Origin of the sequence: Bifidobacterium sp. UTCIF-39 (genome assembly GCF_006408715.1) — a bacterium.
Taxonomy (GTDB): domain Bacteria; phylum Actinomycetota; class Actinomycetes; order Actinomycetales; family Bifidobacteriaceae; genus Galliscardovia; species Galliscardovia tissieri.
The window spans coordinates 1-13,960 of the sequence record NZ_JEOG01000029.1; the positions used below are offsets into that span (position 1 = coordinate 1).

General features: G+C 60.9%; 9 protein-coding genes. 1 reads left to right on the top strand and 8 read right to left on the bottom strand.

Translation table 11 applies throughout. From position 1 onward, the window contains the following. Positions 1 to 330 precede the first annotated feature (330 nt). A complete protein-coding gene (locus tag EP30_RS09970; protein WP_258185479.1) occupies positions 331 to 1,806 on the bottom strand; it encodes a glycoside-pentoside-hexuronide (GPH):cation symporter in 1,476 nt (491 codons plus the stop codon). A gap of 544 nt (positions 1,807 to 2,350) precedes the next feature. After that, positions 2,351 to 3,865 carry a glycoside-pentoside-hexuronide (GPH):cation symporter gene (locus EP30_RS09975; protein ID WP_140558381.1) on the bottom strand — a complete coding sequence of 505 codons (1,515 nt, stop codon included), beginning with the start codon at positions 3,863 to 3,865 and terminating at the stop codon, positions 2,351 to 2,353. A gap of 549 nt (positions 3,866 to 4,414) precedes the next feature. On the opposite strand from EP30_RS09975, the gene EP30_RS09980 reads away from it, so the two are divergent. Continuing rightward, positions 4,415 to 7,645: a glycoside hydrolase family 2 TIM barrel-domain containing protein gene (locus tag EP30_RS09980; protein ID WP_140558383.1), complete on the top strand. Its 3,231-nt coding sequence runs from the start codon at positions 4,415 to 4,417 to the stop codon at positions 7,643 to 7,645. An 86-nt stretch (positions 7,646 to 7,731) separates the two neighbouring features. On the opposite strand, the gene EP30_RS09985 is transcribed toward EP30_RS09980, so the two are convergent. The 6 genes from EP30_RS09985 to EP30_RS10010 form a co-directional block, all read right to left on the bottom strand. Then, complete coding sequence (locus EP30_RS09985) at positions 7,732 to 8,751, bottom strand: LacI family DNA-binding transcriptional regulator (RefSeq protein ID WP_140558386.1); 1,020 nt, start codon at positions 8,749 to 8,751, stop codon at positions 7,732 to 7,734. A 222-nt stretch (positions 8,752 to 8,973) separates the two neighbouring features. Next, complete coding sequence (locus EP30_RS09990; RefSeq protein ID WP_140558388.1) at positions 8,974 to 9,303, bottom strand: hypothetical protein; 330 nt, start codon at positions 9,301 to 9,303, stop codon at positions 8,974 to 8,976. 80 nt (positions 9,304 to 9,383) lie between these two features. Then, positions 9,384 to 10,163, bottom strand: coding sequence for an SDR family oxidoreductase (locus tag EP30_RS09995; protein ID WP_094665483.1), 780 nt, complete (start codon positions 10,161 to 10,163; stop codon positions 9,384 to 9,386). A 283-nt stretch (positions 10,164 to 10,446) separates the two neighbouring features. Next, positions 10,447 to 10,707: a hypothetical protein gene (locus EP30_RS10000; protein WP_140558390.1), complete on the bottom strand. Its 261-nt coding sequence runs from the start codon at positions 10,705 to 10,707 to the stop codon at positions 10,447 to 10,449. Positions 10,708 to 11,306: 599 nt separating this feature from the next. After that, the gene (locus EP30_RS10005; RefSeq protein WP_140558392.1) at positions 11,307 to 12,236 is read right to left on the bottom strand and encodes a class C sortase; all 930 of its coding nucleotides are present in this window, start codon (positions 12,234 to 12,236) and stop codon (positions 11,307 to 11,309) included. A gap of 140 nt (positions 12,237 to 12,376) precedes the next feature. Continuing rightward, the gene (locus EP30_RS10010) at positions 12,377 to 13,951 is read right to left on the bottom strand and encodes a SpaH/EbpB family LPXTG-anchored major pilin (RefSeq protein WP_181160875.1); all 1,575 of its coding nucleotides are present in this window, start codon (positions 13,949 to 13,951) and stop codon (positions 12,377 to 12,379) included. Positions 13,952 to 13,960 lie beyond the last annotated feature (9 nt).

The following is a 13,960-nucleotide window of genomic DNA, read 5'->3' on the forward strand; positions in this document are numbered from 1 at the left end:
CGCAACATGCACATTCGCAAAAGCACGGCACAGCACAGCGACGGTCAGCATCCAACCATTCCGTTGATCTTTCAACGCAAACACCCAAACGCCACTTCGTTGTGTCAATCCATTGTTTTCACGTTCCTCGATCTCATAATGTGAAATTTTGACTTCATGCCCATCCCATCGTCCGAATGACCGACGTCGTCGTCGGAATTTTGGCACTCCAAGGCCGAATGCAAAACAAAAAGCGGTTCACAACACGGGGATGCCTGATGATTCCGTCCATTTCGCAATGGCAACATCAATGGAGTCAAGGCATCGCCGTTTTGTGACCCGCCGCACACGCTACTTCCTGGCAGCAGCACCCTCCGCAGCGTTCTCCTCGACGAGATCGGCATCCTTGGCGTCCTCGGACTCGATCTCGCCGCTGGCGAGCTTGGCCTCAAGCTCCTCGACGATCTCGGCATGCATCTTCTCGTCGATCTTCACGGTGAACATGAACACGAGCGCACTGACGACGATGAAGGCCAGTGGAGTGTAGAAGGCGAAGATCTTGTAGGTATGGATGTTGGCGGCGGTCATGTCGGCGGCGGTGGCCGACCCTACCATTCCGGCGGCCACGGCGATGAAGCCGACGATGCCATTGCTGAGGGCGCCGGCGATCTTGTCGAGCATCGGTCGCACGGACAGGGTCACGGCCTCGTTACGACGACCGGTCTTGAGCTGACCGTACTCAACGGAGTCGGTGAGACTCAGGATGGCGGTCATCTGGATGAACGTAGCGGGCAGATAGAAGAACAGCAGTCCGACGACAACCAGCGGCAGGCTGGAGGATGCGAAAATGAAGATCAGGTAGGCGATCACCATGAACACCATGCCACCGAGGAACAGGTATCGACGAGGCACGTAACGATTGATGATCGGGTAAAGCGCGGAGGCTCCCAGACCGGTGAATACGGGAATCACGCCGGCGATGGAGAAAGCCTCAGGCTGGCCGAGCACGAACTTGAACAGGTAGAACAGCACGCCGGTGGTGGCGGTATTGGCGACGGCGTAGAACAGATAGCTCAGCGCCACCCACAGCAGCTGATCGTTCTTGGCGAGCGCGGCGAACGCCTGCAACGGGTTGCCGTTCTTCTGGGCCTTGGATCGCAGCGCGCTCTCCCGCTCTTTGGTGCCGAATGCGACCGACCATGCGGTGATGATGCCAAGCAGCGCGACGATGATGCCGAACGCCGTCCAACCGGACTGGCTTTCGGCGTAGGAGCCGGTGAACAGGAAGCTGAAGTACGAGACCACGGGGATGACGATGATGGTCAGTCCGTTGTAACCGATCGATCCACCGAAGGAGCCGAGCGCAGTGTAGACGCTGCGCTCATGGGAGTCCTCAGAGATGGCGGGGATCATGCCCCAGTAGGAGATGTCACGCAGCGAGTAGAACACGTCGAGCACGATGAACACGATCACGAACAGCACGATGAACCACGTCTGGTTCACGTTGACCAGACCGAACAGGCCGGTGTACACCATGAATAGGAGGATGGCGCTGACCGTGCCGCCGATGAGCTGCCATGGACGGAACCGTCCCATTCTTGTGGTGGTGTTGTCGATAAGATTGCCCAGCAGCGGGTCGATGAAGATCTCCGCGATGCGAATGACCACGATCAGACCGGTGATGACCCCAATAAGCCGTGACGCGACGGTCTCGTCGACGTTGGCGAACAGGGAGCTGGTGACATAGACGACGAAGTAGGTGCTCAGCGCATTATAGAAGCCGGATTGTCCCAGATTGCCGAAGGCGTATACGATGTGCTGCCGCATCAGTGGGCGTTTCGACGGTGCCACCGGCGACGATTCGTTACTGGACATAGGTTCTTCTCCTTAGAAGAAATCCGAATGATCGTGCGTGTAAACCATTCGGAACGATCAGCCTTTGATCCGATATCCGTAACGTTATCGCCCATGTGACGGCATGCTTGTTCAATGATTTTGTTGCGACGAGACGGCGAAAAGCCGCTTCCGCGAAAGTATTGCGCCCCGGTTTGCGAGGGAAGACACGCAAAACGGGGCGAATCGGGAGGCGGATTCGTTTCGGAATGCCGAGGACGCGACTGCGGCCATGGTTCCGGATGATCATCCGACACCGTTGTCGGAGAATGCTTTCGGAGCCATGGAAGCGAATATCGCGGAGGGTGAAGGCCGCAACAAAACCACGGCGACACGACACCTCAACATATTCACTTTTTCTTCACATTTTATCGGAGGAAGCGGTTCACAACACGGGGATGCCTGATGATTCCGTCCATTTTTCAATGGTGGAACCAATGGAGTCAAGGTATCGCCATGTTGTGAACCGCGGTACGCGTTACTTCCTGGCGGAAGCACCCTCCGAGGCGTTCTCCTCGACGAGATCGGCGTCCTTGGCATCCTCGGACTCGATCTCGCCGCTGGCGAGCTTGGCCTCAAGCTCCTCGACGATCTCGGCGTGCATCTTCTCGTCGATCTTCACGGTGAACATGAACACGAGGAGGCTGGCCACGATCAGGGCGAGCGGCGTGTAGAAGGCGAACATCTTGAAGGTGCGGATGTTGGCGGCGGTCATGTCGGCGGCGGTGGCGGTGCCGACCATGCCGGCGGCCACGGCGATGAAGCCGACGATGCCGTTGGAGAATGCGCCGGCGATCTTGTCGAGCATCGGTCGCACGGACAGGGTCACGGCCTCGTTACGACGACCGGTCTTGAGCTGACCGTACTCGATGGAATCCGTAAGGCTCAGAATGGCGGTCATCTGGATGAACGTAGCGGGGATGTAGAACAGTACGAGGGCCACGATCACGAGGGTGAGGCTCTGCGCGCCGATGATGAACATCACGTAGCCGGCGATCATGAACACCATGCCCGCGAGGTAGAGGTAGCGGCGCGGGATGTAGCGGTTGAGGATCGGGTAGAGCGGCGCGGCGACCAGACCGGTGATGATCGGGATCACGCCGGCGATGGAGAAGGCGGCCGGCTGGCCGAGTACGAACTTGAACAGGTAGAGCAGCACGCCGGTGGTGGCCACGTTGGCGATGGCGTACAGCAGGTAGCTCAGCGCGACCCACAGCAGCTGGTCGTTGTGGGCCAGGGCGCCGAACGCCTGCAGCGGGTTGCCGTTCTCCTGGGCCTTGGAACGCAGTGCACTCTCGTTCTCCTTGGTACCGAACGCGACGGTGAGTGCGGTGAGGATGCCAAGCAGCGCGACGATGACGCCGAACGCCGTCCAGCCGGACTGGCTTTCGGTGTGGGAGCCGGTGAACACGTAGCTGAAGTAGGTGACGATCGGGATGACGACCACGGTGATGCCGTTGTAGCCGATGGAGCCGGTGAAGGAGCCGAGAGCGGTGTAGACGCTGCGCTCATGAGAGTCCTCGGACAGCGCCGGAATCATGCCCCAGTAGGAGATGTCACGCAGCGAGTAGAACACGTCGAGCACGATGAACACGATCACGAACAGCACGATGAACCACGTCTCGCTCACATTGACCAGACCGAACAGGCCGGTGTAGACGAGGGCGAGCAGCACGGCGGAGGTGCAGCCACCGATGACCTGCCACGGGCGGAAGCGGCCGAACTTGGTTGTGGTGTTGTCGATGAGGTTGCCCAGCAGCGGATCGATGAAGATCTCACCGATACGGATGGCCACAATCAGACCGGTGATGATGCCGATGAGCTTGGTGGCGAGCGCCTTGTCGACCCCGGCGAACATGGTGCTGGTGACGTAGACGACGAAGTAGGTGCTCAGCGCGTTGTAGAACGCGGACTGACCGAAGTTGCCGATCGCATAGCAGATACGGCGTCCGATGCCGCCCGATTTGGTTGCGGCTGTGGTTTCTTCCTTCATGATCGTGCTTCTCCTTAGAAGACTGATGTGCAAGATCTTCCGTTGATCTGACAAGCGTCAGTGTACGACGTTACCCCCATAAAGTAAAATCCATTACTGATTAATCAGCAATCCGGTCGTGTCGTGTTCACTTGCAGCAGCGAGGCGTCCAGCATGCATCACGCATCGCCACCATCAACAATCGTTGCAAAATCAGACGTCTGGCACGATAGGAAGTTACCGAACCGCGCTCGGACACGTCAATCGGCGTATCGACCGGATATTAGAGGACAATCCATCTATCCCCCACTACAGAAAAACCGAACATTATCACATCATAAATCGCACAAAAAAGTAACAATATCAATCTACAACAGGGTAGATTGCCACACATAGGCAACAATCCTCCAACACTCTGACTCCAACGACTTGCATAAAGAAAGAATTGATATTACCGTGATTAGTAAAGAGTTTTACTGCTCTTGACCGTCGACCGACGAAGCGACGGCCACCCAGTACACCACCAACCACGACTGCGACAACGACGTTCATGTCAGAAAGACAGGGAACATGACCACCCAACCCACCTCATCCACCACATCGCTCACCGAATCCATCCACATCAGGCACGCCGCCGAGGCCGACGCCGCATGGATCGCCGACCCGGAGACATACGCCGTCAACCGACTGCCCGCACACACCAGCCACCGCTTCTACGACCACGCACCCCAGCCCGGCGAGACCATGACCCTGCGCACCAGCCTCGACGGCCAGTGGCGCGTCCGCGTGGTCACCACCGGCGCCGAAGGCTACCCCGTGGCCAGCGAACCCGGCAAGCACGCCCCCGCATTCGCCGACCCCGACTACGACGACTCCGCATTCGGCACCATCGCCGTGCCCGCCCACCTGAGTGAAGGCGGCTATCTCACCCCGCAGTACGTGAACATCCAATACCCGTGGGACGGCCACGACGACCCGATCGCCCCCGACGTTCCGGAGAACAACCACGTGGCGCTCTACCGCCGCACATTCACCGCCGGAGGCGAGATCGCCGCCGCCATCGAAGACGGCCGCCCCGTCACGATCACCTTCCAAGGCGCGCAAACCGCGATCTACGTATGGCTCAATGGCGTGTTCATCGGCTACTCCGAGGACTCCTTCACCCCCAGCGAGTTCGACGTGACCTCCGCCATCCGCAACGGCGAAAACGTGCTGGCCGTCGCCTGCTACGAATACACATCCGCCAGCTGGCTCGAGGACCAGGACTACTGGCGTCTCTACGGCCTGTTCCGCAGCGTGGAGCTCACCGCCCACCCCGCAGTGCACGTGAACGACCTCGCCGTGGTGGCCGACTACGACCACACCACCGGTGAAGGCTCGATCGACGCCACCGTCACGCTCACCCGTACCGACGATGCCCCCGAACTCGGATCCGCGCTCGCCGAAATCACCGACGTCGACGGCAACGTCGTCTGGAAGCAGGAATACGACGGCGCGACCATCGCCGACGGCACGCTGCACATCGCATCCGGCGTGGGCGAGGTGAACCCGTGGAGCGCCGAGGAGCCCACCCTCTACACGCTCACCGTCACGCTCAACGGAGCGTTCGAGGACGTCGTCGATGATGTGATCGAAGTGGCGCAGACCCGCATCGGCTTCCGTCACTTCGCCATCGAGGACGGCATCATGAAGCTCAACGGCAAGCGCATCGTGTTCAAGGGCGTGGACCGCCACGAATTCGACGCCCGCCACGGTCGTGCCGTCACCGAAGAGGACATGCTGTGGGACATCCGCTTCTTCAAGCGTCACAACCTCAACGCCGTGCGCACCAGCCACTACCCGAACCAGACCCGCTGGTACGAACTGTGCGACGAATACGGCGTGTACGTGATCGACGAGACCAACCTCGAAACGCACGGCACGTGGAACGCCCCTGGTGACCAGGTGACCGCCGACACCAACGTGCCCGGCAGCCGTGACGAATGGCTGGGCGCCTGCCTCGACCGCACGAACACCATGATCCGCCGCGATTTCAATCACCCGAGCGTGATCATCTGGTCCATGGGCAACGAATCCTACGCCGGCACCGTGATCAAGGCGATGAGCGATCTGACGCATCAGATCGACCCCACCCGTCCGGTGCACTACGAGGGCGTGTTCTGGAACCGCGAGTTCGACGCGCTGTCCGACATCGAAAGCCGCATGTACGCCAAGCCGGCCGAGATCGAGGAATATCTGACCAACGACCCGAAGAAGCCGTACATCTCCTGCGAGTACATGCACGCGATGGGCAACTCCGTCGGTGGCATGAAGCTGTACACCGATCTGGAGCGCTACCCGCATTACCAGGGCGGATTCATCTGGGATTACATCGATCAGGCCATGTGGCAGAAGCTCGGTGACGGCAGTGAGCGCCTCGCCTACGGCGGCGATTGGGGCGACCGTCCGCACGACTACGAGTTCGCCGGCGACGGCATCGTGTTCGCCGACCGCACCGTGTCCCCCAAGGCGCAGGAGGTCAAGCAGCTGTATGCGAACGTGAAGATCGAGCCGACCGACGCCGATGTGACGATCACGAACGACAATCTGTTCGTTTCGACCGCCGGTTACGTGTTCACCGCACGTCTGCTGGTCAACGGCGTGCAGACGTGGAGCGCCGATTATCGTTTCGACGTGCCGGCCGGCGAGACCCGTCGTTTCGACGTGGCGTTCCCGGATGTGTGCGAGCGCGATGACGTCGAGGTGACGTACGAGGTGGATCAGCGGCTGGCACAGGCCACCGATTGGGCGGAGGCCGGCTATGAGCTGGCGTTCGGCCAGCATGTGACCGTGGTGAAGGGTGCCGGCGCGGATGACGAAGCCGATGAGTCGGCCGAGACCGCAGCGGCCGCTGGCACCACCAGCACCGACGCCGACGCCAATATCGAGATCGTGAACTCCCGTTGGAATCTCGGCGCTCACGGCACGAATGGCAACGATTTCGAGGTGATTCTGTCCCGCACGCAGGGCGGCATGGTGTCGTTCCGCTCCGGCGAGCGCGAGATGGTGATCCGTCGTCCCGATCTGACGACGTTCCGTCCGCTCACCGACAATGATCGCGGCAACGGCAGCGGTTTCGACCGCGTGCAGTGGTTCGGTGCCGGCCGGTACGCCCGCGTGGTGGATACCGCGTTCGATGCCGACGTTGATTCCGCGACCGCCACGTATACGTATGAGCTGGCCGAGCCGAACCGTACGCGTGTGACCGTGCGTTACGAGGTGGCGGCCGACGGCAGCGTGCATCTGACCGCCTCCTATCCGGGTGGCGTGGATGCGCCGACCCTGCCGGCGTTCGGCCTCGAGTGGACGCTGCCGGTCGAGTACGAGAACCTGAAGTTCTACGGTTTCGGTCCCGACGAGACGTATCTCGATCGGAAGAACGGCGGCAAGCTGGGCGTGTATGCCACCACGGCGGCCGATTCCGTGGCACCGTATCTGGTGCCGCAGGAGACCGGCAACCACGAGGATGTGCGCTGGGCCGAGATCACCGATGTGACCGGTCATGGCATGCGCGTGACCGCCGGCCGCGGCGAGGCGGGTGCCACAGGATTCGACGTGAGCCTGCTGCCGTACAGCACGCTGATGCTCGAGGAGGCGCGTCACCAGAACGAGCTTCCCGCGCCGCGCCACACGTTCCTGCGTCTGCTGGCCGCACAGATGGGTGTGGGTGGCGACGATTCGTGGGGCGCCCCGGTGCATCCGCAGTTCCAGCTGGACGCCGATCAGCCGCTTGTGCTTGACGTGACGCTGTCCCTGATCTAGCGGATACGCAGATATACGCGATCGGCGTCCTACGGCCCCGCATTGGGACCGTAGGACGCCGATTTGTTTTTCGTGCCGTCGATCGGTCACCCATGCTTCGCCGGCACGAAACTGTCCCGGGCCACCAGCGTGGTCGACAGCAGTACGTGATGCTTCACCCGGTGCAATCCGGACATCGTCTCGCCGAGCAGGTTGATGCCGGTACGCACCAGCTCATGCCGGTCGATGTCATACGTGCTCAGTGCGGGTGACGTGTACTGTGCGATCGGCTGGTTGTTCACGCTGATCAGGCTCACGTCACGCGGCACGATCACGCCGGCCGCGTTGAACGACTGCAGCACGCCCACGGCGATCACATCGGCAGCCACCAGAAACGCATCGGGCAGGTCGTCCCGACGTTCGGCGATGATTCGCTCCCCCAGCTTTCGTCCGCTTTCCACATTGAACGGGCCGTCGATGTAGATCAGACCATCGGTGTCGAATCCGAGTCGGTTGACCCAGTTGCGGAACGACAGCAGTCGCATGTCCTCGGGGTATTCATGCGTGCCGCCGATACGGCCGACGCCGCCGATGAAACCGACGCGCTTCATGCCCGCCGCGGCGAATTCGTCCAGCGCGTCGAGCACGGTCTGCTGCAGGTCGGGCTGCACAGAATCGAACAGGTTCGGCGCGGGGTTGGTGTCGAGAAACACGCCATATGGCAGTACCTCGTGCAGTCGGCGCAAATCGTCATGGGCGATCACCTCGGCGCCGATCGTGATGAATCCGTCGTACTGCGCACTGGCGTCGATCAGCTCGTTCACATCGGTGTGGAATTCGATGTCCATATGCTGCTCGACGGCACTGCTCACCACCACATCGCGCAGTTCGTTGAAGTAGGCGTCCTCCAGATGATCGCCAGGGTCGACCATGTCAAGAATGGCGACCTTGCGCGGCAGCACAACGCGTCGGGAAGCCTGCGTGGCATACCCCAGTTCCTCGCTCACCTGAATGATCCGGCGACGGGTCTCGTCCTTCACCGACAGCGTGGGGTCGCCGTTGAGCAGACGGGACACTGTCGCCTGCGAATACCCCGCCCGTTTGGCGATTTCCTTGATCGTGACCATGCTTCTCGCGTCTCCAATACGCGCCTTTGCCAGCGCGACATTACGCAGTAAATATATTTACTTAACAATATTACCGCACGATAGGCGATATGACACGTATGCAACACGGAACATGTCACATCATGTCGGACAATGATCGACAATGACCACAAATCAACGACCGGTCCGACCGCGATTGTCGCGGTCGGACCGGTCAGTCAGTCACCAATTCAGTAAACGTCGTCACGCCGGACGGATCACGAGCTCCTGGATTCGCCCGTCATCGTCCACGCTTTCGATCTGCGCGAGCGCGTGGATGATGGTGCCGGCGTAGTTGGCGTAGAAGTTCACGGTTCGGCTGTTGACCATATGCGGATCGCTCACCGAGAATCCGCCGATCACGAACTGGTTGTGGAAGAACATGTCGATGGCCTTGTCGCCGTAGAGGAAGATGTTCTCCTTGCCTACGAGTGACGGGCAGTAGTCGAACATGCGGCTCTGTTCGGCGAAGCACGAGCCGAGCGCTTCGTAGTCCTTGTCCTGCAGGGCCTTGATGTAGTCGTCGATGATCATGAAAAGTCTCCTGTCTGCAATGTTTCTAGTGGTTGATTCGCCGCGGACCGCCGCGACGAATGTCGGGGGCGAGAGCCGGATCAGTAGACCTTCTCGGAGTGGAGGAGCGCGTCGGTGCCGCCGTCGGCGAAGAGCACCACGCCATTGAGGCCGGCGGCCTCGGGGCTGGCCACGAACGCGATCACGTTGGCCACCTCCTCCGGGTCCATGAGCGGCTCCTCGCCGTAGTGCGTGGGCACCTGGATGGCCTCCATGGCCACGCGCTGTTCGGGTAGCAGGTTGCCGGTCATGGCGGTGCGCACGTTGCCGGGGGCGACTGCGTTGAGACGCACGCCGGAGGCACCCCACTGGGCGCTCATGCGGCGGGCCCAGCGGGCGAGCGCGTACTTGGTGGCGGCGTAGAAGGCGTGGCCGCCGATCGGATCGTAGTCCTTGACGAGGTTGACGATGCGGTCCTCGTCGGGGTTGTTGTTGAGCATGCCGACCACGTCCATGCGGGCATCGCCGTGCGCGATGGAGTTGGAGGAGGTGACGGTGCAGCTGCCGTGCTTCTTCTTGAGCAGGTCGAACACGCCCTGCGCCATCACGGTGGCGCCGAAGTAGTTGAGAGAGACGATCAGCGGGATGGGTGCGCGGCCACCAGCCACGCCCGCGTTGCAGATCATGGCGTCGATGCCGTCGGGGTAGCGTTCGTGCAGCTGGTCGATCGCGTACTGACGGCCCTCCTTGGTGGCCAGGTTCGCGCTGATGTCGCCGTCCTTGAGATCGATGTTGACGACCTCATGGCCGCGGTTGCGCAGGATTTCAGCGGTTTTGGCTCCGATGCCGCTCGTCGCGCCGGTGATGACGTACACGCCCATGTCTGTCCTTTCGATGCTCGATCCGCACATATCACGACCATCGTGAAACGAAACCGAACAATGTGAGATTCCCTCCGAAAGCGTCACTGCCGGAAGGTGCTTCTCACTGTACAGGCATTGCAATCATTGACGTAAGAACTTGCCACGCTTTGCCAATATCATGTTCCCGCTCACATTTTCCATGTGCACAATACGCACCATACGCACAGTACGCACAATACAGCACTGCCTGTTCCCTAGTGTGATCACACTAAGAAACAGGCAGGCACCGGACGAGTCCGGTTCAGTGCAGATCGTCGTGCCGGGTGCTGGCGTACCGGGAACGGATGAACAGGAACACCAGTGCGATGCCGCCGAAGATCACGGCGACCTGCACGTAGCGCATGATCGCGGCACCGGTCTTGGCGATGTTCGACTGCTGCGACGGCACGGCCGGAGTGGGCGACGGGTTCTTCGACGGTTCCGGCGTGGGCTTGCCGGACGGATTCTCCGACGGTTCCGGACCGGGAGCGGGAACCTGTTCGAACTTGGGTGATGCGACCACGGCATAGTTCGCCGCGGATGACGCGCCCCCCGGACGTTCCCGGCTCCGTCTCCGGAATCGCCACCAGAAACGCGTCGCACACGTACGCGGAATTCGCATCGGCCACGGCGGTACGCGATACCAGATACAGTCCCGGCGCAAGGTCTCGCACGACCGCACGTCCATCGGCACCGGTCACGGCATGATCGGTCACATCATAGAGACCGTGCGAGGATGCGTATTCGGCGAGTTCCTTGGCGGCCTCATTGTATTGTGACGAGCTGAGCGATCCCCAGTCCCTGCCGACTGCTGAGAACGCATCGCGTGTGGAAAATCCGTTGATCGTACCATCGTCTCCGATCGTCGCGTCGGCCACCTGCGCCACGGCATACGTGTCGCCGGCAAGCACGCGGGTGCCGCCATCGGCGACTGTGGCCGAGATCGTCAGCGTGCCGACACGCCCCGATGCCGCAGACGCCGACGCAGACGTGGGGAACAGCAACCCCCACGATATGGCCAGCATCACGGTTAGTGTGATCACACTAAGAATGGCGGCTGGCAAGGCGAACAGTCGAATGCCGCCCTCACGGGTCGACCGCCGCCCGGATGCGCCATGCGCGCTATGAATGTCTCCCATGTCGCGGTCTCCTTTCGTTTCCGCCGTCACGCTCGTCCGCGTGACCCCGTTCGCCGCTGTGATGCGCGGCCACGGCGTGCCGCCGTCGGTAGATGTGATGCGCTATGCCGCCGCCTACGAGCAGCACCGCCAGCCCGATCAGCGGAACGAGGTACTGCACCGGAATATCGAGTCCGAATCGTTTCGCCGACTCCGCATTCATGGCGGGCGTGTATGGCACGCGATGGCCACGCACCAGAAGTCTGTGTGAGTTCACGCCGTAGGGCGTGCAGGTGATCAGCGTCACCTGATCCTCGCCATCCTGGATGGCGAGTTCCTGCGTGTCGGTGGGCAGCACCGTGGTGATGCGATCCACCTCGTACGCATACGTGTCCTTGAGGACTGTGATATAGAACCGATCGCCGGTCTTCACCCGGTTGAGATCGGTGAACAGCTTGGCGCTGGGCAGTCCCCGGTGCCCGGACACCGCGGCATGCGTGGACGCCCCGCCGATGGGCAGCGACGTGCCCTCCAGATGACCGATGCCCACCTGCAGCACCTTTTCGGCGGTGCCGTGGTAGATGGGCAGGGTCTCGTGAAGGCGTGGCACGGTGATGTACCCCATCATGCCGTCGCCGTTGAGATTGAGCAGGCTCATGTATTCGCTGTCGGAGGCGTCGGCACCCACCGCGTTCGACAGTGCGTTCGTGGTGCCACCGGCATCCTGTTCGGCGATCTTCGCATTGTATGCGCGCGCGGCATCCATGATCTTCTGGTATTCCTCGTCGGACAGCGCGTCGACGGCCGCATCGTAATGGCTGACGACATGGCTGGAGTTGCGCATGATGAGAATGTTGCTGATCGTCGGGTAGAACAGCACGAGCAGTCCTCCGATGATCACCAGAATGGGCAGAATGTCACGCAGTTTTTTCATGATAAGACGCTTGTGGATGGTGACGGCCGGCCGTCACTCGGCGATGTTCCGATGTGTGGAATATCGATCATCGTCGAGGAGACGGCCGACCATGGCGTCCGGATCAGTCCTGAGGAGAGACCGACTCAGACATGGCTGACTCAGGCGTTGGCGCGCTTGCGCTGGACGGCCCAGGCCACACCGAGGGCGATCACGATCACGCCGACCACGGTGAACGCCACAGTACCCATACCACCGGTGCCGGGGAGGAGGGCGCCTTCATTGTTCTTGACGGTGATCGTGGTACCGGTACCCTTCTCAGCACCGTATGAGTACGCAACATTGGAGGTGTTGAGCGTACCGTCGGCGTTATAGGTGGCGGTGATCGTCACGGAGATCGGATCGGTCAGCTTGTTGTATCCGTTCGGAGCCTGATCCTCGACGAGCTGATATTCGCCGGCAGCCAGACCGGTGAACTTGATCACGCCGGTTGCCGGAGTGGTGACCTTACCATCCGCAACGCCGGTCTCCCCGTCCTTGACCGGACGGTAGGATTCCCCATCCTTTATCAGGTTCACGAGCGTGCCATCCTTCTTTGCCAGATGGAACACGGCTCCGGCAAGAGTCTTGTTGGCATCCTTGGCATCGACCTTCTTCAGATCGAAGTTGAAGGTGTAGGTGTGGGTCTTGCTTTCCGGAGTGTCATCCACACTGTCCTGGTTGTTCGGATCGTTGCTGTAGATCAGCTTCACGGAGTTGCTGGCCGTATCCTGTCCGGCCACTGCCTGTTCGTTCACCGTTGCGGAGTAGGTGACGACGATCTCCGTGCCGATGGTGGCCTTGTCAGTGGCGAATCCCTTGATGGACTTGGCCAGATCGATGGTAAGGGCCGTGGCATCATCGGTGGCATTAGTGGAGGTAACGTCGAACTGGTCTGCGGTCAGCGCTGTGCCGTTCACGGTCACCTTGACGTCATTCTTGAACGTGAGTCCCTTGGACAGGGTATCGGTGAACTTGAAGGTGTACTTGAAGTCGGCAGCGTACGCGGTGTAATTCGGCACCTTGGACTTTACCGTGAAGTTGACCGTGTCGCCGATCTGGGCGCTGCTGCCCTTATCGGTGTTTTCGGGCTTCGTACCCGTGCCGGTGACCGTCTTGTTGACGGTCGGGTACTCGGACTTCAGCTTTACTGTCTGTTCAGTCTTCGTCACGTTGGTGAGGATGGCGTGCGGAATCGAACCCGCGGCCTCGTTGGTCACCAGATAATAACCGTAGTCCAGACCTGAGAAAGTCGCCGTGTACGGTGCCGTTTCACTGGCCTTAACGGAAGCCGGCTTCAGGTTGGTCTGCTTGGTAGCCCATGCCGATGCGGATGCCGCGAACTTGATCACTTCGTCAGAGTCATCCGCACCGAGGTTGCGCACGTAATCCGATGCGGCCTTATCCAACGCCTCACCGGTCACGGTCTTGTCGGTAAGCACACCGTTATCCCCAGTGAAGAACTCGGTCCAACCCGAGTTCAGCGTGTAGGTGGCGCTCTCGCCATCGGCGTTCGGCGTGGCCGAGAACATCTGGTAGGCGGTGACTGTATTGCCAGAGAACCCGGCGTTATCGCTGGTCACGGTCAGGGTGGCCGGTCCAGCGGCGTTGGCGGTCGTCGCGGCGACGCCCGCCATGCCCAGCGCGGTCGCGGCGGCAAGCGCCACGGCTGCGATCTTCTTCATCAGCGATTTCATCACTGTTTC

Coding starts and splice junctions, on each gene's coding strand:
- EP30_RS09970 (WP_258185479.1), bottom strand. CDS start 1,806: ATGCGGCAGCACATCGTATACGCCTTCGGCAATCTGGGACAATCCGGC.
- EP30_RS09975 (WP_140558381.1), bottom strand. CDS start 3,865: ATGAAGGAAGAAACCACAGCCGCAACCAAATCGGGCGGCATCGGACGC.
- EP30_RS09980 (WP_140558383.1), top strand. CDS start 4,415: ATGACCACCCAACCCACCTCATCCACCACATCGCTCACCGAATCCATC.
- EP30_RS09985 (WP_140558386.1), bottom strand. CDS start 8,751: ATGGTCACGATCAAGGAAATCGCCAAACGGGCGGGGTATTCGCAGGCG.
- EP30_RS09990 (WP_140558388.1), bottom strand. CDS start 9,303: ATGATCATCGACGACTACATCAAGGCCCTGCAGGACAAGGACTACGAA.
- EP30_RS09995 (WP_094665483.1), bottom strand. CDS start 10,163: ATGGGCGTGTACGTCATCACCGGCGCGACGAGCGGCATCGGAGCCAAA.
- EP30_RS10005 (WP_140558392.1), bottom strand. CDS start 12,236: ATGAAAAAACTGCGTGACATTCTGCCCATTCTGGTGATCATCGGAGGA.
- EP30_RS10010 (WP_181160875.1), bottom strand. CDS start 13,951: ATGAAATCGCTGATGAAGAAGATCGCAGCCGTGGCGCTTGCCGCCGCG.